18 protein-coding genes, 10 tRNA genes, 2 rRNA genes and 1 pseudogene (1 of these 31 only partly in view) are annotated in these 19,495 nt (G+C 38.8%); 30 read left to right on the top strand and 1 reads right to left on the bottom strand.

Annotated elements, in window-relative coordinates; genetic code table 11:
* The first annotated feature begins 75 nt into the window (after positions 1–75).
* From cshA to QN089_RS13410, 4 genes and pseudogenes are all read left to right on the top strand, one after another.
* Positions 76–1,650: a degradosome RNA helicase CshA gene (gene cshA, locus QN089_RS13425; protein WP_068450588.1), complete on the top strand. Its 1,575-nt coding sequence runs from the start codon at positions 76–78 to the stop codon at positions 1,648–1,650.
* A gap of 165 nt (positions 1,651–1,815) precedes the next feature.
* Positions 1,816–2,748: pseudogene (locus QN089_RS13420) on the top strand (IS30 family transposase).
* Positions 2,749–2,842: 94 nt separating this feature from the next.
* Complete coding sequence (locus QN089_RS13415) at positions 2,843–3,319, top strand: PH domain-containing protein (RefSeq protein WP_068450592.1); 477 nt, start codon at positions 2,843–2,845, stop codon at positions 3,317–3,319.
* Complete coding sequence (locus QN089_RS13410) at positions 3,312–4,790, top strand: PH domain-containing protein (RefSeq protein ID WP_087681115.1); 1,479 nt, start codon at positions 3,312–3,314, stop codon at positions 4,788–4,790. The genes QN089_RS13415 and QN089_RS13410 overlap by 8 nt, the downstream gene beginning before the upstream one ends.
* A 37-nt stretch (positions 4,791–4,827) precedes the next feature.
* Here QN089_RS13410 and QN089_RS13405 read toward each other — a convergent pair whose 3' ends face one another.
* Positions 4,828–5,433 carry a rhomboid family intramembrane serine protease gene (locus tag QN089_RS13405; RefSeq protein ID WP_068450596.1) on the bottom strand — a complete coding sequence of 202 codons (606 nt, stop codon included), beginning with the start codon at positions 5,431–5,433 and terminating at the stop codon, positions 4,828–4,830.
* A 69-nt stretch (positions 5,434–5,502) separates the two neighbouring features.
* Here QN089_RS13405 and acpS point away from each other — a divergent pair, with 69 nt between their 5' ends.
* The 26 genes from acpS to QN089_RS13275 all read left to right on the top strand — a co-directional run.
* Positions 5,503–5,868, top strand: a complete 366-nt coding sequence (acpS, locus tag QN089_RS13400; RefSeq protein ID WP_285215495.1) for a holo-ACP synthase — start codon at positions 5,503–5,505, stop codon at positions 5,866–5,868.
* Positions 5,869–5,962: 94 nt separating this feature from the next.
* Positions 5,963–7,078 (top strand): alanine racemase, encoded by a 1,116-nt coding sequence (gene alr / locus QN089_RS13395; protein WP_481810419.1) that lies wholly within the window; start codon positions 5,963–5,965, stop codon positions 7,076–7,078.
* 151 nt (positions 7,079–7,229) lie between these two features.
* A complete protein-coding gene (locus QN089_RS13390) occupies positions 7,230–7,508 on the top strand; it encodes a transcriptional regulator (protein ID WP_231726971.1) in 279 nt (92 codons plus the stop codon).
* Positions 7,509–7,512: 4 nt separating this feature from the next.
* On the top strand, positions 7,513–7,863 hold the full coding sequence (locus tag QN089_RS13385) for a type II toxin-antitoxin system PemK/MazF family toxin (protein WP_068450600.1): 351 nt from the start codon (positions 7,513–7,515) through the stop codon (positions 7,861–7,863).
* Positions 7,864–8,040: 177 nt separating this feature from the next.
* Complete coding sequence (locus tag QN089_RS13380; protein WP_285215493.1) at positions 8,041–8,850, top strand: STAS domain-containing protein; 810 nt, start codon at positions 8,041–8,043, stop codon at positions 8,848–8,850.
* Positions 8,850–9,221, top strand: coding sequence for an STAS domain-containing protein (locus QN089_RS13375; RefSeq protein WP_087681119.1), 372 nt, complete (start codon positions 8,850–8,852; stop codon positions 9,219–9,221). The genes QN089_RS13380 and QN089_RS13375 overlap by 1 nt, the downstream gene beginning before the upstream one ends.
* Positions 9,218–9,616 carry an anti-sigma regulatory factor gene (locus QN089_RS13370; protein ID WP_087681120.1) on the top strand — a complete coding sequence of 133 codons (399 nt, stop codon included), beginning with the start codon at positions 9,218–9,220 and terminating at the stop codon, positions 9,614–9,616. Before QN089_RS13375 ends, QN089_RS13370 begins: the two co-directional genes overlap by 4 nt.
* Before the next feature lie 15 nt (positions 9,617–9,631).
* Positions 9,632–10,651, top strand: coding sequence for a PP2C family protein-serine/threonine phosphatase (locus QN089_RS13365; RefSeq protein ID WP_285215492.1), 1,020 nt, complete (start codon positions 9,632–9,634; stop codon positions 10,649–10,651).
* Between the two features lie 73 nt (positions 10,652–10,724).
* Entirely contained in the window at positions 10,725–11,066 is a 342-nt protein-coding gene (locus tag QN089_RS13360; RefSeq protein WP_087681122.1) for an anti-sigma factor antagonist, read from the top strand.
* Positions 11,053–11,523 carry an anti-sigma B factor RsbW gene (gene rsbW, locus QN089_RS13355; protein ID WP_068450608.1) on the top strand — a complete coding sequence of 157 codons (471 nt, stop codon included), beginning with the start codon at positions 11,053–11,055 and terminating at the stop codon, positions 11,521–11,523. Before QN089_RS13360 ends, rsbW begins: the two co-directional genes overlap by 14 nt.
* A complete protein-coding gene (gene sigB / locus QN089_RS13350) occupies positions 11,501–12,280 on the top strand; it encodes an RNA polymerase sigma factor SigB (protein ID WP_068450609.1) in 780 nt (259 codons plus the stop codon). The genes rsbW and sigB overlap by 23 nt, the downstream gene beginning before the upstream one ends.
* Before the next feature lie 2 nt (positions 12,281–12,282).
* Entirely contained in the window at positions 12,283–12,882 is a 600-nt protein-coding gene (locus QN089_RS13345) for a SpoIIE family protein phosphatase (RefSeq protein ID WP_285215491.1), read from the top strand.
* Positions 12,883–12,938: 56 nt separating this feature from the next.
* Entirely contained in the window at positions 12,939–15,092 is a 2,154-nt protein-coding gene (locus tag QN089_RS13340; protein ID WP_087681125.1) for a Tex family protein, read from the top strand.
* Between the two features lie 71 nt (positions 15,093–15,163).
* Entirely contained in the window at positions 15,164–15,598 is a 435-nt protein-coding gene (locus QN089_RS13335) for a SprT family protein (protein WP_087681126.1), read from the top strand.
* Between the two features lie 93 nt (positions 15,599–15,691).
* Positions 15,692–15,768, top strand: a tRNA-Asn gene (locus QN089_RS13330).
* Position 15,769: 1 nt separating this feature from the next.
* Positions 15,770–15,844 (top strand) — tRNA-Glu (locus tag QN089_RS13325).
* A 10-nt stretch (positions 15,845–15,854) separates the two neighbouring features.
* Positions 15,855–15,931: transfer RNA gene (locus QN089_RS13320), tRNA-Asp, on the top strand.
* Positions 15,932–15,951: 20 nt separating this feature from the next.
* Positions 15,952–16,026: transfer RNA gene (locus tag QN089_RS13315), tRNA-Gln, on the top strand.
* Between the two features lie 15 nt (positions 16,027–16,041).
* Positions 16,042–16,117: transfer RNA gene (locus QN089_RS13310), tRNA-Lys, on the top strand.
* Between the two features lie 72 nt (positions 16,118–16,189).
* Positions 16,190–16,275: transfer RNA gene (locus QN089_RS13305), tRNA-Leu, on the top strand.
* Between the two features lie 31 nt (positions 16,276–16,306).
* Positions 16,307–16,383 (top strand) — tRNA-Arg (locus QN089_RS13300).
* 3 nt (positions 16,384–16,386) lie between these two features.
* Positions 16,387–16,460, top strand: a tRNA-Gly gene (locus QN089_RS13295).
* A 119-nt stretch (positions 16,461–16,579) separates the two neighbouring features.
* Positions 16,580–18,126, top strand: a 16S ribosomal RNA gene (locus QN089_RS13290).
* A gap of 90 nt (positions 18,127–18,216) precedes the next feature.
* Positions 18,217–18,293, top strand: a tRNA-Ile gene (locus QN089_RS13285).
* Between the two features lie 22 nt (positions 18,294–18,315).
* Positions 18,316–18,391: transfer RNA gene (locus QN089_RS13280), tRNA-Ala, on the top strand.
* Between the two features lie 238 nt (positions 18,392–18,629).
* Positions 18,630–19,495: ribosomal RNA gene (locus tag QN089_RS13275) — 23S ribosomal RNA — on the top strand (it continues 2,063 nt past the right edge of the window).
* The 16S and 23S rRNA genes sit together here with 10 tRNA genes alongside, the layout of an rRNA operon.

Below are 19,495 nucleotides of genomic sequence, written 5' to 3'. Positions count from 1 at the left end.
CTCGATTTGCCCTAGTTTTCATCTGAAAATGTAACCATTTGTCAAATTCAAACACGAAAAAGGAGAATGAGAAGTTTGACAAATTTTTCAGAACTAAATATTAGCGAATCAACATTAAAATCCCTAGAACGCATGGGATTCGAATCAGCAACACCAATCCAAGAAGGTACAATTCCACTAGCAATTGCAGGCAACGATATCATCGGACAAGCACAAACTGGTACTGGTAAAACAGTAGCATTTGGTGTACCACTAATCGAAAAAATTGACCCTAAAAATCAAGCAATTCAAGCATTAGTAATTGCCCCTACACGCGAATTAGCCATCCAATGCTCAGAAGAAATCTACAAAATTGGTCACGGTAAACGTGCTCGTATTCTTTCTGTATACGGTGGACAAGACATTAGCCGCCAAATTCGTGCATTAAAAAATAAACCACAAATTATCGTAGGTACTCCAGGACGTATTTTAGACCACATTAAACGTCGTACGCTTAAACTAGAAAACGTTGAAACGTTAGTATTAGATGAAGCAGACGAAATGTTAAACATGGGATTCATTGAGGATATCAATGCAATTCTTGAAAACGTACCGGCTGAGCGCCAAACACTTTTATTCTCAGCAACAATGCCTCCAGCAATTCGTAAAATTGCAGATACATTCATGACTGAGCCAGAAAGCGTAAAAATTAAAGCAAAAGAATTAACAGTGGATAACATTGAACAATTCTTCGTAAAAGCACAGGAACGCGAAAAATTCGACGTTCTATCTCGTTTATTAAACGTACACCAACCAGAACTTGCAATCGTATTTGGTCGTACAAAACGTCGTGTAGATGAATTATCTCACGCATTAAGCATTCGCGGTTACCTTGCTGAAGGTATTCACGGTGACTTATCTCAAGCAAAACGTCTTTCTGTATTACGTCAATTCAAAGAAAATAAAATTGATGTATTAGTAGCAACAGACGTAGCAGCTCGTGGTTTAGATATTTCAGGTGTAACACATGTTTACAACTTTGATATTCCACAAGATCCAGAATCATACGTTCACCGTATTGGTCGTACAGGTCGTGCTGGTAAATCAGGTATGGCAGTTACATTCGTAACACCTCGTGAAATGGGTTACTTACGTATCGTTGAAGAAACAACGAAAAAACGTATGACACCTTTAAAACCACCTACTGCTGATGAAGCTTTAGTAGGACAAAAGAAATTAGCTGTTGAACAATTACAAGAGTTAGTTAATAAAAATAATGCGAGTGGTTACCGCAGTATGGCTGAAGACTTATTAGCTACAAATGATGCAATTGATTTAGTTGCAGCAGCTCTTAAATCATTAACGAACGAGCCAGATGATACACCAATCCAAATTTCTGAAGAGCGTCCATTACCAATGCGTCGTGGCGGCGGAAATGGTGGCGGTTCACGTGGTGGACGTAGCGGCGGTGGATACCGTGGTGGTTCACGTAGTGGCGGTTCACGCGGTGGAGATCGTCGTGGTGGCTCACGTAGTGGCGGTGGAGATCGTCGCGGTGGTTCACGCGGTGAACGTTCTTCAAGCGAACGTCGTGATGGTGGTTCACGTGGCGGAGATCGTCGTCGTGATAACCGTGGTGGCGAACGTCGTCGTCGCTCAAGCGAAGATTAATCAACATATACAACTCATGAATGGCTTTCGAGCGATTCATGAGTTTTTTTATACGACGAATTGTAATATTAAGTGCACCACTCAAAATAAATAAAAAAAGACCCATTCAATATGAGCCTGTATAATTAAAGTTCCTACACCAAAATCAACAGGGGGCCATATTAAATGAGTTATTATCATCTTACCACATCTGAACGTGCGAAAATAGAGGTTTTAAAAGGATTAGGGTACTCTTGTCGTGCCATTGCGCGTCATCTCAACCGTTCTCATACAACGATTTCTCGTGAATTAAAGCGATTGAATAAATGGTCAGCTGAAAAGGCGCAATGGCACGCAGCTGCGCAGAAGAAAAAATGTGGTGCGCGTTCAAAGTGTACCGATGAATTGCGTAAAGTTATCGAAGAAAAACTAAAAGCGACATGGTCTCCTGAACAGATTGTCGGTTCCTTGTTTCAAGGCAAATTATCTTTTAAAACGATTTATCGCTAGCTTTATTCAAGAAAACTTCACGTGACGCTTCAAGTACTTCGCCAAAAAGGAAAACGTCAGGCACCACGTGAAACACGTGGGCGTTTCAACGTTGGAACTTCTATTCAGCAGCGCCCAAAAGAAGTGAAAACGCGTGAAACGTTTGGCCACTGGGAATTAGACACTGTCGTTTCAGCGCGTGGTACGAAAGGATGTATCGCGACATTCGCCGAGCGAAAAACACGTTTCGATGTCGGCATTCAAATACCGAATCGCTCGGCGCAATCGATGAAGTGGGCCATTGAACAGCTCATTTCGCGTTATCCAAGACCATGTTTTCAAACGTTTACGACGGATCGAGGGAAAGAATTTAGCTGTTACGCCGAACTTGAAAAACAGTACAGTATCCCATTTTACTTCGCTGATCCGTACGCGCCATGGCAACGTGGCACGAATGAAAATAGTAACGGTCTTTTACGTGAATTTTTCCCAAAACGAATGGATTTGGGGCAACTCACACCATCGAAAATAGAAAAAGCACTTTCATTGATTAACAATCGACCAAGAAAGTGCCTCAACTGGAATACCACACAGGATGCATTTGAATATCAGGTGGTGCAGTTAATTTGACAATCTATCATTACATAAAAAAATGGAACGCTTTTTGTTATAATACGTATAATTAAGTAGATTCCAAATCTTTGGAAAAGGAGGCATATCTAAGGTGGATGAATTAAAATATCAAATTGATCCAAAAGGATTAACCGTTTGGCGAATTCATGCATGTATTTTTTCGGGCATTGCATTATTAATTACTGCTCTTATTTTTTTCTTAACGTATTATTTTGAATGGTATAAATGGATTCCCTATACAGTTTTAGGGTTATGGGTAATTGAAGCTTTTTGTGGTATTTACTTATTTCCGAAAATTCGCTGGCAGCGCTGGCGTTATGAAGTACGTGAACAAGAAATTGAAGTGCAATCAGGGTTGTTTGTAGTTGAGAGAACACTCGTACCGATGATTCGTGTACAGCATGTTGATACGGTGCAAGGACCGATTTTAAAGAAGTATAATTTAGCAGAAATTTCGATTTCAACTGCAGCAACTACACATACGATTCCTGCTTTACAAATGGAAGAAGCAGATGAATTACGAAGAAGAATTTCTAAATTAGCAAGGGTGGCTGAAGAAGATGTCTAATGAACAAGTTATGCGTCTACACCCTATTACAATCGCCATTAATTTTTTTAATGCGATTAAAACATTATTATTACCTGTTGTCATTTTTGTATTTAGCGCGAAATTAGAGCTTAGTTTAGACCCATCAGACGGTGAGAATTTTTATCCGACGCTTGCTTTACTTGGAGGAGCGATTCTCTTCTTATGCATTGTTTTTATATTTGCATGGATTAAATGGCGTAAATTTATTTATTGGTTTGAAGATGGCGAGTTGCGAATCGAATATGGTTTATTCGTAAAAAATAAACGGTATATTCCATTTGAACGTATTCAAACATTGAACTATAAAGAAGGGATTTTACATAGACCTTTTAAATTAGTACGTGTGGATGTTGAAACAGCTGGCGGTTCAGCAGATGCAGAAGTCAGTTTGACTGCGATTACCCGAGAGCAAGCCAGTCGAATTGAACTTGAAATGAAAAAAGCAAAACAAGAAGTGGTTGTAGCTGAGGATGGTACAATCGAAGATGTCGCTGAAATTCGTATTGAAAAAGAGTTTATCTATCAAATCAACACGAAGGAATTAATTTTATTAGCAACAACTTCGAGTAGTATGGGGATTTTATTCTCTGCTGTCGCTGCAATTGCTTCACAGTTTAATGATTTTATTCCGTACGAGCGCATTTACGGAGAGGTGCAGAATATTGTTCGTTTTGGAGTCCTCTTTATTATTTTAATTGTATTAGGGGCTATCTTATTATCATGGGCAGTAGCAATTCTCATTTCTTATTTTGTGAACTACGGTTTTAAACTTGAAAGAACAGAAGAACAGCTCTTTTTATCAAAGGGGCTTTTAGAGAAAAAGAGAACGACACTTCAAATGAATCGTGTACAAGGAATTCGTATAATCGAAAATCCAATTCGTCAATTATTTGGTTACTGTCGTGTCATTATTGATAGTGCAGGTGGTTCAGGCGATGAAAAAGAAGATCAAGTCGTCCTACTACCTTTCATAAAAAAGAAAAATGCAATTCGTATTTTACAAGAATTATTCCCCGAGTACGTTTGGGAAACAACGTATACAAAGGTGCCAAAGAAGTCTTTAATTCGTTATTTATTAAATCCAATCTATGTACCACTTATTCCAGTTGGATTCGTTAGTTATTACTTCTATCCATATGGTATGTGGAGTATTGTGCTGATTCCGCTTATACTGTTGCGTGCATATTGGCAGTATAAAACAGCTGGTTTTGCAGTAAATCATTTACAGTTAACGATTGTACATCGTTATTTCAGTAAAACAACATTTGTTGTGCAGAAGAATCGAATTCAATCGATGCGCGTAACACAGAGTTATTTTGCTGAGCGAAAAGACATTGCTTCATGCCATGTTCATATTATGTCGAGTACGACAGGTTTTACAGCACACCTGAAGCATTTTGATTTACAAGCGATTAGTCAACTATTTAAATGGTATCAACCGAATAAATAAAAAAATGAGAAGCAGCGAACAAGCTACTTCTCATTTTTTATTTTTCTCTAAAACGACGGATACGTTTTGGTGTAAATTGGAACATTCCCAAAATAAAACCGACAGCTAATCCAACTAAGTGAGCTGTAATATTAATGTTTGATTGGACGAATGTCATAATAACAGAAATTGCAACTAAAGGAATGATTAATTGTTTTAGTTGCGGTAAAATTTTGCGCGTGTGATATACCAATGCTAAGTAAGCGCCAAAAATACCAAAGATTGCACCGCTTGCACCAAGTGAAGCATAGTTTAGTGGCTCAACAACATAGGTTGCAACATTTGCAAGTAAACCTGAGATGAAATAGATGGAGAAGAATCGTAACTTACCGGCTAATTGCTCTAACTCAGGACCGAATACATATAAACCAAACATGTTGAAAAGTAAGTGTAAGAAGCCACCATGTAAAAACATGGCTGTAATAAGTCGCCAATACTCACCTTGAGAGATGGAATAATTATATGCGATACCAAGAGCATATAGATTGTTTCCTATACCTGGAATCAAACCGAGTAGATATACGACCAAGTTCATACCGATTAAAACAGAAATTACGGGGTACTTTTTAATATAAAGTGAAAGATTTTCAGTTCGATTAAACATTTTGTCACCTCATCGTGTAATATAAATATTATACATGGAACAGTTCGTAGAGAGAAGGGAGAAGCGAAGATGATTAAAGGAATTGGCTTGGATATAGTTGAAATTGCACGTATTCAAAAATCAAACGATCTAAGCCCTAAGTTTAAAATGCGTATTTTAACGGAGCGCGAAATGGCTATTTTTGAGCAATTAAAAACAAGAAGACAACTTGAGTTTTTAGCAGGACGTTTTTCAGCGAAAGAGGCTTATTCAAAAGCGAATGGTACAGGGTTAGGGCGAGATTGTAAGTTGCATGATATTGAAATCTTACCGAATGAAAAAGGACAACCCATTCTTTATTTTAAGCAACAAAAAGTAGATGGATTCGTCAGTATCACACATTCGAAAGAATATGCTGCTGCTCAAGTCGTTTTAATGGAAAAAAACTCACAATAAATGGTTATTTTCTGAAAAAGTAGGGTAAACAAAGAATGTTGGTATATACATTCTTTACCTTAGTATGAATAAAAAATAAAAAGAGGTAATGAACATGACACATTTTAGACCAACAACAGCTCGTGTTGATCTGACAGCTATACAAAAAAACATTGAAGGTTTGCGAAATCACCTACATACTGATGCGGAAATTATTGCAGTCGTAAAAGCAAATGCATATGGTCACGGAGGTGTAGAAGTCTCAAAAGCAGCGATTGAAGCAGGCGTTACGATGTTAGCAGTTGCTACGCCAGATGAAGCTTTACACCTTAGAGAAGTGTTTTCAGAAACACCAATTTTAGTATTAGGTGCGGTACCTATTTCGTTTGTTCCATTTGCAGCGAAAGAACATATTACACTAACAGTCTTTTCAATGGATTGGTTAGAAGCGGCGAGTGAACAATTTTCAACTTTAGACGTTCCTGTTAAAGTACATATGAAAATTGACAGTGGAATGGGACGTATTGGGGTACGAAATGAACATGAGATGCTTACACTATACCACGGTATTCAATCATCACCCCAGTTTGAACTTGATGGTATTTTCACGCACTTTGCAACGGCAGACGAGGAAGATTCTACATACTATGACCAACAAAAAGATGTGTTTATACACTTAGTCAATCAGTTACCAACCAAACCTCGTTTAGTTCATGCAGCGAATACAGCAGCTTCTTTATTAAAGAATCATGTAGAGTTTGATGCAGTCCGCTTTGGTATCTCTATGTATGGCTTACTACCTTCAACTTATGTAGGAGAACATCTACCTTTTACAATTCATCCAGCACTTCAACTTGAAACAGAGATTGTTCACGTGAAACAATTGAAAAAGGGTGAACACGTAGGATACGGTGCAACCTATGAAGCACAAGAAGACGGTGAATGGATTGCTACTTTGCCAATTGGTTATGCTGATGGTGTATTACGTGGTTTACAAGGGCAAGAAGTTCTTGTAGGCGGTATTCGCGTACCAATCGTAGGTAGAATTTGTATGGATCAGTTAATGATTCGATTACCGTTTCATTTCCCGGTAGGTGAGAAAGTTGTTTTAATTGGTAAACAAGAAAAAGAACAAATTACGATGCAAGAATGGGCAGATCGACTTCATACAATTCCATACGAAGTAGCATGTATACTGACTGCGCGCGTACCAAGAGTTTATTATAAATAATGATAAAAAAATGTTATAAATTTAGAGAAATCTATTTTTTTATGGCATAACTCTTAGAAAAGACCTTTCTTTTCTATTGCTAGAATGATAAGATTGTTCTAACATAGAAAATTTCGATATGATAAAAGGGAACTTTTTGGAGGTGCGAGCTGTGGTTCAAAACAGTATAAATGAAACGATTCTACCGAAATCATCAAATATAGTTACAGAGAACATCGAGCAAGCTTATCAACAATCTATTACATCTGAACAAAATTTATATGTACCAACAAAACGATATAAAAAGATGACTCATAAAAATGATATACGAGAAGCTATGGTTAAGGGATATACCGAAATGTCCCAAATTAACTTAACTATATGTAGTGAATGTCTACATTTAGAGTATGAAGCAGAACATATGGTGGAGCGACTCGTTTGCGGAGGATGACAATTTGAATGTAAAACGTGGAGACGTTTTTTTTGCTGACTTATCACCTGTAGTGGGATCAGAACAAGGCGGTACTCGACCAGTTTTGGTAATCCAAAATGATATCGGGAATCGCTTTAGTCCTACAGTGATTATTGCAGCAATTACAGCGCAAATTCAAAAAGCAAAGTTACCAACCCATGTCGAAATTGATGCAAAGAAATACGGATTTGAGCGAGATTCAGTTATTTTGTTAGAACAACTACGGACAATTGATAAATCCCGTTTGACTGACAAAATTACACAACTCGATCAACCACTAATGAAAGAAGTAGAAGATGCTTTGGCTATTAGTTTGGGATTATTAAAATTTTAAAAGCTATACATAGAGCGAAAACATCAGGTTTTTTTAAAATCTGGTGTTTTTAATTTCTTAAAAATGGTAATAGTATTAGTGGTGCTTTCTCGATTTTTATAAAACAAGGAATAAAAAGTGAATAAATGTAAGATTTGAGATACAATTGCATATATAACAAATAGGGAGGGTTATTGATTGGAAAAAGCCACGATTCGATTTTTAAAAGAGCATTTACAAGAAGTTGAAGATGTTTGGCAAGAACAATTAAGAGCTGATGAGTCAGAGATGGCTACGGGTAGTCTTCAAGAAGAATTATTTGAAAAGACGCTAGAGCAAACGATGAGATACATCAGAAATTTTTTGAATCATTTAGATATCCAAAAATTTGTCCAAGAATTAGGAACACTTAATAGAACAGCTGTCCAATTATTTCCCTTTATCGAGGCTTTTGAAACGAGTACATATTATGTATTGCGGAATCAAAAAGATAAAAAGCCAGCAGATTCAATGGAGATTTTGCAATATTTACGTAAAATAGTTCATTCTCTATCTATAGAATTATTAAAGTATGAACAAGAACGCTATAATAAAATTATTCATTTACAAAAAATTGCCTTACAGGAACTATCTACACCCATTATTCCTGTATTTGATCGCGTAATTGTCATTCCAATTATTGGTGCTATTGATAGGGATCGTGCAAAGCAAATTATGGAAAATGTTTTACATGCAGTTGTATCGAATAAATCAGAAGTTGTACTAATTGATATTACAGGTTTGCTAGTTCTTGATACAGTGGTAGCTCATCATTTAATAGAAGTCGTAAATGCTATTCATATTGTAGGTGGTAAAAGTATGTTAGTAGGAATCCGTCCTGAAATTGCGCAAACGATTGTCCAGTTAGGTGTTAATTTATCAGATGTCACGACATTGGGAACACTTCAAGAAGGAATAGAGAAAGCACTAGAAGAGACAAATCGATGCATTCGTGAGGTGATTCATTAATGGTGCTGAACATCCCGATTTTAAAATTACAAGATTGTCTAATTGTATCGATTCAATCAGAATTAGATGATCCTACAGCTATGCAATTTCAAACGGATCTTTTACAAAAGTTGAGTGAAGTAAAAGCTAGAGGAGTTGTAATTGACTTAAGTTGTATTGAATTTATTGATTCCTTTATTGCTCGTATTTTGGGCGACATTATTCGTATGACCTCTTTGATGGGAGCAAAAGTAACAATTACTGGTATTCAACCTAGTATAGCTATTACACTGGTGGAGTTAGGAATTTATTTGAAAGACGTTATTACAGCACTTGATTTAGAAGGTGGTCTTACGAAACTCCAGAAAGTACTGGGGGGCAGAAAGATATGAGTGAATCTTTTGTTGAAATATTAACAGAGTGGGATATTGTTGAGGCACGTCAGCTTGGAAGAAACGAAGCTAAGCGTATTGGATTTGGTGCGGTAGACCAGGCGCGTATTACGACTGCAATTAGTGAATTAGCACGAAATATTTATTTATATGCAGATAAAGGCCGAATACTGATTGAAACAATTGATATGAGCGGTACAAAAGGGATTAAAATTGTTGCACAAGATGAAGGACCAGGTATTGAAGATATTCGTCTTGTCATGCAAGACGGTTATTCAACTTCTCAAGGCCTAGGTGCTGGTTTGCCAGGTGTGCGCAGATTAATGGATGAATTTGACATTCAAACGACCGTCAATGAAGGAACAATTGTGAGAATCATTAAATGGCTCCGATGAGGAAGTGATGAGTGCATGACAAATGAAATAAAAAAACAGTACACAATGCTTCTAGGACAATATTTACAGTATCAAACTGAGCGTAATTTATATTTAGGCCAAAACTTTAGTAGGCGTTTGGTACAAAAAGATATTACACCAGAAGAAGTAATTAGTATTCATAAAGATTCTCTTGCGGAAATTTATGAAGGTAGTGAAGAGTTTACGGATGGTATGAAAAATGCTTTGGACTTTTTAACTGAATTTATGATTCAATATGGTTTAGCTTTACGTGAACATAAAATTTTGTTGAAGAACCAGGAAGAAATGGATCATGAACTAGAACTTGCTGCGAATGTTCAAAAGACAATGTTAAAAACGACGATTCCAACAATTGATGGTCTTTCTATTGGGAGTATCTCTGTTCCAGCTCGGAAAATGAATGGAGATTATATCTATTACCAAGGAGATTCCAAACGTTTTGTCGGAGTAGGTGTCGCGGATGTAGTAGGAAAAGGTATTCCGGCTGCACTTTGCATGTCTATGGTTAAGAATGGTTTAGATACACTTGGGCAGCCGAGTATCAGCCCCTCTTATGCTATGGATGTTTTAAATCGCATTGTAGAAAAAACTGTAGATGATAATATGTTCATTTCCATGTTTTATGGACGATATGATGTCGTGCAATCTACATTTACTTATTGCTCAGCTGGACATGAACCTGCATTATTGTATCGTGCAAAAGATGGTAAATTTATTGAACTAGAGTCTGAAGGTCTATTATTAGGCGTATTACCTGATGTTCATAACCAAGAGAGAAGTGTACAGTTGGCAAAAGGCGATATGGTAATTATTATGACAGATGGTGTAACTGAATGTAGGGTGGACGATCGGTTTTTAGAAAAGTCTGAATTAACCGATTTGATTTTTAAACATAAAGACAAAATACCACAGCAATTAGCAGAGGCTATTTTCCATGAGATTGAAAAATTATCACAGTTCCAAAATCTTGCAGATGACTTAACTTTTGTTGTATTGAAAAAAGAAGATGATTAGCCTATGTTTAAGATGTTTAAAAAAAAGGTATTCAGTATTAATAGACTGTTATAAAAAATTGGGGTGCTAAAATATGAATTTTAAAATAGAGATTAATAAAGAGGAAAATAAGGTGTTAAGTATGGTGAGTGGAGAAGTTGACGCTTTCACTGCTCCGAGTTTAAGAGAAGAATTATTAGCTGTTGATATTCAAGAGGATATGCTAGTTGAATTGAATTTGTCAGAAGTAAGTTATATGGACAGTACAGGGCTAGGGGTCATTGTAGCTTTCTACAAAAATGTAACAGCAAATAAAGGAAAGCTTGTTTTGGTAGGGCTATCTCAACGTTTACAAAGACTATTTGACATTACAGGTCTTAGCGGAGTAATCCATATAGAGAAAGAAGGGGCTGTGAACGACCATGAGAGAATTTGATTATTTCGAAATGAGAGTACCATCGAAAACTCAATATGTAGGAATAACTAGATTGGCAATTTCAGGATTAGCAAACCGAATTGGGTTTTCATACGATGACATTGAAGATATTAAGATTGCTTCAAGTGAAGCAATTACGAATGCAATTCAACATGCTTATCCAGAAGCAGAACAAGGTGAGGTAGTTGTTGGTTGTGCTATATATACTGATAAAATTGAAATTATGATTGCTGATTACGGTAAGAGCTTTGATTTTGAAGAAGTTAGAGAAAAAGTAGGACCTTACGACGAAGAAACAAACGCAGAATTTATAAGAGAAGGTGGCCTCGGCCTATTTTTAATCGAAAGCTTAATGGATGAAGTAAAAGTCTTAAATGACAACGGTGTTACAGTTTTCATGACAAAATATGTTGCACGAGAGCAGGTGAAGGAGCATGTGGAAACGGACACCTTCTAAATCTGCTTCTAAGGAACAAGTATTAGAATGGATCCAAAAGTATCAAGAAAATGAAGATGATGATGCACAAACGAATTTGGTATTACATTATCAATATTTAGTAGAATCAATTGCGCGAAAATATTCCAATGGACGTTCCTATCATGATGATATTGTTCAAGTAGGTATGCTAGGTTTACTAGGAGCAATAAGACGTTTTGATCCAGACTTTGGAAGAAGTTTCGAAGCTTTTGCGGTGCCTACGATTATTGGTGAAATTAAGCGTTTCTTACGAGATAAAACTTGGGATGTTCATGTTCCTAGAAGAATCAAAGAATTAGGCCCAAGAATTAAATCGACCGTTGAATTACTAACAACTGAATTGCAGCGTTCGCCAAAAGTTTCAGAAGTTGCTGAACGATTAGAAGTAACAGAAGAAGAAGTGTTAGAAGCGATGGAGATGAGTCGAAGTTATCAGGCTCTTTCGATGGATCATTCAATCGAGTCTGATTCAGATGGTAGTACGGTTACATTATTTGATGTAGTTGGAAGAGAAGATGAAGAGTACGAAAAAACTAATCGAAGAATGATTGTAGCAGATGCAATGAGCGTCCTTTCAGAACGTGAAAAGCAAATCATTCAATTAACTTATTTAGAACAATTAAGTCAAAAAGAAGCTGGTGAAAGATTGGGGATATCTCAAATGCATGTTTCACGACTTCAAAGAAAGGCCATAAAAAAATTACAACAAGCAATTATTTCTTCTGGGGGTGTCTAATTATGCAGACAGAAGGTAGAAATAATTTTATGCATTATACAACGATGATTCGAGCTAAAAATGATGCTACTATTAGTGGTGATGCATTGACTGTTAAATTATTTGAGAACATTTGTATTTTAGCAATAGCAGATGGTCTGGGTAGCGGTACTGAAGCAAATGCTTCAGCTACCGTTGTTATTAAAGAATTAGAAGAAAATCCCGAATTAGAATTAAGTGAATTGCTTAGGCGTAGTGATTTAAAAATGTTAGGGTTACGCGGCGCTGTGGCTGCTGTCATGCGAATTTGTTTTCAACGAAACCATATTCAATTTGCGAGTATTGGAAACATTTCTTGTTATATATTTCGACCTAGTGAAGGTAAGGTAATTTATCCGAGACAGATGAGAGGTTATCTTTCAGGACGGACTCAACATTTTGTTGTACAAGCGTTAGAGTATAAAAAAGGAGATTTTTTCTTATTACATACGGATGGGATAGAAATCACAGATATTCGAAGCCTACTTTTAGAGAATGAATTTATTAAATTGCAGCAAGTACAATCATCTTATTTAACCTTAAAAAACGATGATGCAAGTTTAATCGCAGCACGCCTATTCTAAGTAGAATAGGCTTTTTTTATGTATTTTGATACACTACTAATATTGGAGGGATTCAAATGGAACGAGTAACTATGAATAAATTAATAGCGCAAGAGTTAAATATTAAACCACAACAAGTGAATCAAGTAATTGAATTATTAGAAGAAGGAAATACAGTTCCTTTTATTGCACGTTATCGTAAAGAAGTAACAGGCTCTTTAGATGAAGTACAAATTAAAAATATAGAAGATCGTCATCATTACATTCAACAACTTGAACAAAGAAAAGAAGAAGTGGTGCGATTAATAGATGAGCAGCAAAAATTAACACCTGAACTTGAAAAATCAATACGTGATGCTACTGTGTTGAAGAAGGTAGAAGATTTATATCGTCCATACAAACAAAAACGAAAAACAAAGGCGACAGTCGCAAAAGCAAAAGGTCTAGAACCTTTTGCAGAATGGTTACTTACACAATCAAATGAATCACCTATTAAATATGCGGAGCAGTTTATAACTGAAGAGGTAGTGACAGTAGAAGATGCTTTGCAAGGAGCTTGTGATATTTTAGCAGAGCAGTTTGCAGATGAACCAACTATTCGTGAACAAATTCGAAAAATCACATGGCAAGATGGTGTGATTCGCACTACAGTAAAAGATGCTACTCAGGATGAAAAAAGCGTTTTTGAGATTTACTATAATTATGAAGAACCACTTAAAAAAGTAGTGCCACATCGTATTTTAGCGATGAATCGTGGTGAAAAAGAAGAAATTTTAAAAGTGGGCATACACGTAGAACCTGTAAAGATTCATACGGCTATGCGAAATAAATGGTTAAAACCAAAAACGTCACCGGCACATGTGTATTTAGAAGAAGTAATTGCAGATAGTTATAAAAGATTGCTTGCACCTTCTATTGAAAGAGAAGTAAGAAGTGAATTGACAGAGAGAGCCGAGAATCAAGCGATTCATATCTTCTCTGAAAATCTTCGCAACTTATTATTACAACCGCCAATGAAAGGTAAATATGTATTAGGTTTAGATCCTGCTTATCGTACAGGTTGTAAATTAGCAGTGGTAGATGATACAGGGAAGTTTTTAGACCTATCGGTAATCTATCCACATCCACCTAAAGCAAAACCAGAAGAAGCTAAAAATACATTACTTCAACTATTAAATAAATATCCGATTGATATTATTGCGATTGGTAATGGTACGGCATCACGTGAGTCAGAAGCATTCGTAGCAGAAGTATTAAAAGAAGCTTCAAGTAATACGGCATATGTCATTGTGAATGAGGCAGGAGCAAGTGTGTACTCTGCTTCAGAGGTAGCGCGTGACGAGTTCCCTGATTTACAAGTAGAGCAAAGAAGTGCGATTTCAATTGCGCGTCGTTTGCAAGATCCGTTAGCAGAACTGGTTAAGATTGAACCAAAGGCAGTTGGAGTAGGGCAGTATCAACATGATGTATCACAAAAGAAGCTAGTATCTTCTCTTGATTTTGTTGTCGAAACAGCTGTAAACCAAGTAGGTGTGGATGTCAATACAGCGTCTTCATCACTATTACAACATATTTCTGGGTTGTCAAAGACGGTAGCAGAGAACATTGTGCGTGTAAGAAGTGAACAAGGTAAATTTACTGCACGTACACAATTGAAGAAGATTCCACGTCTTGGTGCAAAAACGTATGAACAGGCGATTGGTTTTTTACGTATTTCAGATGCGAAAAACCCTTTAGACGGTACAGGGATTCATCCAGAGAGTTATGCATTAGCTAAATCTATTTTAGAAGTAGCAGGGCTAACAGTAAAACAGATTGGAACAAAAGAAGCCGAAGAAGCGATTTCACATTTTACAATCGCTGAACTATCAGAGCGTTTTAATGTGGGAGAGATTACGGTTAAAGATGTAATTGATATGTTAATGAAGCCATCGCGTGACCCGCGTGATGCTTTTCCGCAACCATTACTGAAGCAAGACGTTTTAAAAATGGAAGACTTAAAGGTAGGGATGGAGCTACAAGGGACTGTCCGAAATGTTGTAGACTTTGGTGCCTTCGTAGATATTGGTGTGAAGCAAGATGGTTTAGTTCATATTTCAAAATTGAAAAAAGGTTTTGTAAAACATCCTTTAGACGTTGTAGCACTTGGTGATATTGTAACTGTCTATGTAGATCAAGTAGATGAGAAAAAAGGACGCGTATCATTAACCATGATTGCGCCTGAAAAATAAGTTATACTATAGAGTAAGAATGAAGAAGGCTATATGCTTATTCATTCTTATTTTTTATGGAGGAAATGAATATGAATTATGAACAATTAACTTTGTGGGTACAAGAAGTTTCAATGACATACTTTAAAAAACCATTTCGACATCAAGCTGTATTTAATAAACGTCTTCGAACAACGGGAGGACGTTATTTATTACAAACACATAATATTGAGATTAATCCAAAATATTTAGAGGAGTATGGAGAGCAAGAAGTAGAAGGAATCATTAAACACGAACTTTGTCATTATCATTTACATATAGAAGGAAAAGGGTATCGACATGGGGATATGGATTTTCAAATGTTAATGCAACAAACAGGTTCACCAAGATATTGTAGACCAATCACAGCATCGAAGTGGTTATATATTTGTGAAAGCTGTCATCAAAACTATCCTAGAATGAGAAAGATAAATACTCAAAAATACTGTTGTAGCAAGTGTTCGGGAAGAATCTATTTAAAAAAATAACTTTTTTTGAAAAAGTAGTTGACGTTTCGAAAAAAGCTCTTTATAATAGTAAAAGTCGACAAGGTGATACGCACTTGAACGACATCATATTACTCCGTTGTAGCTCAGTTGGTAGTAGCATCTGACTGTTAATCAGAGGGTCGCAGGTTCGAGTCCTGCCAACGGAGCCATGGCCCCTTGGTCAAGCGGTTAAGACACCGCCCTTTCACGGCGGTAACACGGGTTCGAATCCCGTAGGGGTCACCATTTAAATATTGGTCCGGTAGTTCAGCTGGTTAGAATGCCTGCCTGTCACGCAGGAGGTCGCGGGTTCGAGTCCCGTCCGGACCGCCATTTAAATTCAAATTAAATATTGGGGTATAGCCAAGCGGTAAGGCAACGGATTTTGATTCCGTCATGCCCTGGTTCGAATCCAGGTACCCCAGCCATTTTTATTTCACCACGAGTCATTAGCTCAGTTGGTAGAGCATCTGACTTTTAATCAGAGGGTCGCAGGTTCGAATCCTGCATGACTCACCATTTTCTTTTAAAAAGTTATTGACATATAACATTTCAGTTGATATGATATTCTAGTAACTCGAATTTGAAGATGCGGCCGTGGCGGAATGGCAGACGCGCTAGGTTGAGGGCCTAGTCGAGGTAACTCGGTGGAGGTTCAAGTCCTCTCGACCGCACCAAAACATTTTAAAACAATATAATTTATTTTATGCGCCCGTAGCTCAATTGGATAGAGCGTCTGACTACGGATCAGAAGGTTGTGGATTCGACTTCTGCCGGGCGCACCATATGCGGGTGTAGTTTAGTGGTAAAACCACAGCCTTCCAAGCTGTTGTCGGGAGTTCGATTCTCCTCACCCGCTCCATGAACCTTGAAAACTAAACAAGCAAGAAGATAATCACAAACAAGTCTTATCACATTAAGTGAATAAGCAATTGTTATCAAAAGATAACGCTAGCAAAGCGAATGAGCTTTCAAACTACTTTTATGGAGAGTTTGATCCTGGCTCAGGACGAACGCTGGCGGCGTGCCTAATACATGCAAGTCGAGCGAATGACGAGAAGCTTGCTTCTCTGATTTAGCGGCGGACGGGTGAGTAACACGTGGGCAACCTGCCCTACAGATCGGGATAACTCAGGGAAACCTGGGCTAATACCGGATAATCCTTCGAATCACATGTTTTGAAGTTGAAAGGCGCTTCGGCGTCACTGTAGGATGGGCCCGCGGTGCATTAGCTAGTTGGTGGGGTAACGGCCTACCAAGGCAACGATGCATAGCCGACCTGAGAGGGTGATCGGCCACATTGGGACTGAGACACGGCCCAAACTCCTACGGGAGGCAGCAGTAGGGAATCTTCCACAATGGACGAAAGTCTGATGGAGCAACGCCGCGTGAGTGATGAAGGTTTTCGGATCGTAAAACTCTGTTGTAAGGGAAGAACAAGTACGTTAGGAAATGAACGTACCTTGACGGTACCTTATTAGAAAGCCACGGCTAACTACGTGCCAGCAGCCGCGGTAATACGTAGGTGGCAAGCGTTGTCCGGATTTATTGGGCGTAAAGCGCGCGCAGGTGGTTTCTTAAGTCTGATGTGAAAGCCCACGGCTCAACCGTGGAGGGTCATTGGAAACTGGGGAACTTGAGTGCAGAAGAGGATAGTGGAATTCCAAGTGTAGCGGTGAAATGCGTAGAGATTTGGAGGAACACCAGTGGCGAAGGCGACTGTCTGGTCTGTAACTGACACTGAGGCGCGAAAGCGTGGGGAGCAAACAGGATTAGATACCCTGGTAGTCCACGCCGTAAACGATGAGTGCTAAGTGTTAGGGGTTTCCGCCCCTTAGTGCTGCAGCTAACGCATTAAGCACTCCGCCTGGGGAGTACGACCGCAAGGTTGAAACTCAAAGGAATTGACGGGGGCCCGCACAAGCGGTGGAGCATGTGGTTTAATTCGAAGCAACGCGAAGAACCTTACCAGGTCTTGACATCCCAATGACCGTTCTAGAGATAGGATTTTCCCTTCGGGGACATTGGTGACAGGTGGTGCATGGTTGTCGTCAGCTCGTGTCGTGAGATGTTGGGTTAAGTCCCGCAACGAGCGCAACCCTTATTCTTAGTTGCCATCATTTAGTTGGGCACTCTAAGGAGACTGCCGGTGACAAACCGGAGGAAGGTGGGGATGACGTCAAATCATCATGCCCCTTATGACCTGGGCTACACACGTGCTACAATGGACGATACAAAGAGTCGCAAACTCGCGAGGGTAAGCTAATCTCATAAAATCGTTCTCAGTTCGGATTGTAGGCTGCAACTCGCCTGCATGAAGCCGGAATCGCTAGTAATCGCGGATCAGCATGCCGCGGTGAATACGTTCCCGGGCCTTGTACACACCGCCCGTCACACCACGAGAGTTTGTAACACCCGAAGTCGGTGGGGTAACCGTAAGGAGCCAGCCGCCTAAGGTGGGATAGATGATTGGGGTGAAGTCGTAACAAGGTAGCCGTATCGGAAGGTGCGGCTGGATCACCTCCTTTCTAAGGAATATAACGGAAAAGACCTTTGGGTCTTCTAATGATTATCTTACTTGCTGTTTAGTTTTGAAGGTTTATGAAACCTTTTAAAATGGGCCTATAGCTCAGCTGGTTAGAGCGCACGCCTGATAAGCGTGAGGTCGATGGTTCGAGTCCATTTAGGCCCACCATTTTAAATCTTGTACCCGTAATGGGGCCTTAGCTCAGCTGGGAGAGCGCCTGCCTTGCACGCAGGAGGTCAGCGGTTCGATCCCGCTAGGCTCCACCAAATTGTTCTTTGAAAACTGGATAAAACGACATTGAAAGTAACACAAACACAAATTTCTTTTATAGATTTTGAATTATTAAGTTTTAATTTTTTAGGCTTAATAACTTATGTGAAAATTATTTCAAGATGCAAGTAAGACGCGAAAGCAAATGCAGTGAGAAGCGGAGTGTACATACGTACATGAGCATTCGAACAAGTGTAGCTGACAAAGTATTACGCAGCAGATTGGAATCAATTAGGTTAAGTTATTAAGGGCGCATGGCGGATGCCTTGGCACTAGAAGCCGATGAAGGACGGCACTAACACCGATATGCTTCGGGGAGCTGTAAGTAAGCTTTGATCCGGAGATTTCCGAATGGGGGAACCCACTGTTTTTAATCGAACAGTATCCTAACGTGAATTCATAGCGTTTTGATGGCAGACTCAGGGAACTGAAACATCTAAGTACCTGAAGGAAGAGAAAGAAAATTCGATTCCCTTAGTAGCGGCGAGCGAAACGGGAAGAGCCCAAACCAAGAAGCTTGCTTCTTGGGGTTGTAGGACACTCTACACGGAGTTACAAAGGAATGAGTTAAATGAAGCGGCTTGGAAAGGCCTACCATAGAGGGTAACAGTCCCGTAGTTGAAAGTTCATTCCCTCCAGAGTGGATCCTGAGTACGGCGGAACACGTGAAATTCCGTCGGAATCTGGGAGGACCATCTCCCAAGGCTAAATACTCTCTAGTGACCGATAGTGAACCAGTACCGTGAGGGAAAGGTGAAAAGCACCCCGGGAGGGGAGTGAAAGAGATCCTGAAACCATGTGCCTACAAGTAGTTAGAGCCCGTTAATGGGTGATAGCGTGCCTTTTGTAGAATGAACCGGCGAGTTACGATTACATGCAAGGTTAAGTTGAAAAGACGGAGCCGTAGCGAAAGCGAGTCTGAATAGGGCGAATGAGTATGTGGTTGTAGACCCGAAACCAGGTGATCTACCCATGTCCAGGTTGAAGGTAAGGTAACACTTACTGGAGGACCGAACCCACGTACGTTGAAAAGTGCGGGGATGAGGTGTGGGTAGCGGAGAAATTCCAATCGAACCTGGAGATAGCTGGTTCTCTCCGAA

The organism is Kurthia sp. YJT4 (assembly GCF_030219945.1).
In the GTDB taxonomy this organism is placed as follows: Bacteria; Bacillota; Bacilli; order Bacillales_A; family Planococcaceae; genus Kurthia; species Kurthia gibsonii.
The sequence above is the reverse complement of the archived record's forward strand: the minus strand, read 5'-3'. Positions and strand labels throughout refer to the sequence as shown.

Excerpts from the sequence above, each read along its gene's own strand:
- QN089_RS13340 (WP_087681125.1), top strand. The coding sequence starts at position 12,939 with ATGGAACGAGTAACTATGAATAAATTAATAGCGCAAGAGTTAAATATT.
- QN089_RS13405 (WP_068450596.1), bottom strand. The coding sequence starts at position 5,433 with ATGTTTAATCGAACTGAAAATCTTTCACTTTATATTAAAAAGTACCCC.
- sigB (WP_068450609.1), top strand. The coding sequence starts at position 11,501 with ATGTGGAAACGGACACCTTCTAAATCTGCTTCTAAGGAACAAGTATTA.
- rsbW (WP_068450608.1), top strand. The coding sequence starts at position 11,053 with ATGAGAGAATTTGATTATTTCGAAATGAGAGTACCATCGAAAACTCAA.
- alr (WP_481810419.1), top strand. The coding sequence starts at position 5,963 with ATGACACATTTTAGACCAACAACAGCTCGTGTTGATCTGACAGCTATA.
- acpS (WP_285215495.1), top strand. The coding sequence starts at position 5,503 with ATGATTAAAGGAATTGGCTTGGATATAGTTGAAATTGCACGTATTCAA.
- QN089_RS13335 (WP_087681126.1), top strand. The coding sequence starts at position 15,164 with ATGAATTATGAACAATTAACTTTGTGGGTACAAGAAGTTTCAATGACA.
- QN089_RS13375 (WP_087681119.1), top strand. The coding sequence starts at position 8,850 with ATGGTGCTGAACATCCCGATTTTAAAATTACAAGATTGTCTAATTGTA.
- QN089_RS13360 (WP_087681122.1), top strand. The coding sequence starts at position 10,725 with ATGAATTTTAAAATAGAGATTAATAAAGAGGAAAATAAGGTGTTAAGT.
- QN089_RS13345 (WP_285215491.1), top strand. The coding sequence starts at position 12,283 with ATGCAGACAGAAGGTAGAAATAATTTTATGCATTATACAACGATGATT.
- QN089_RS13410 (WP_087681115.1), top strand. The coding sequence starts at position 3,312 with ATGTCTAATGAACAAGTTATGCGTCTACACCCTATTACAATCGCCATT.
- QN089_RS13370 (WP_087681120.1), top strand. The coding sequence starts at position 9,218 with ATGAGTGAATCTTTTGTTGAAATATTAACAGAGTGGGATATTGTTGAG.
- QN089_RS13365 (WP_285215492.1), top strand. The coding sequence starts at position 9,632 with ATGACAAATGAAATAAAAAAACAGTACACAATGCTTCTAGGACAATAT.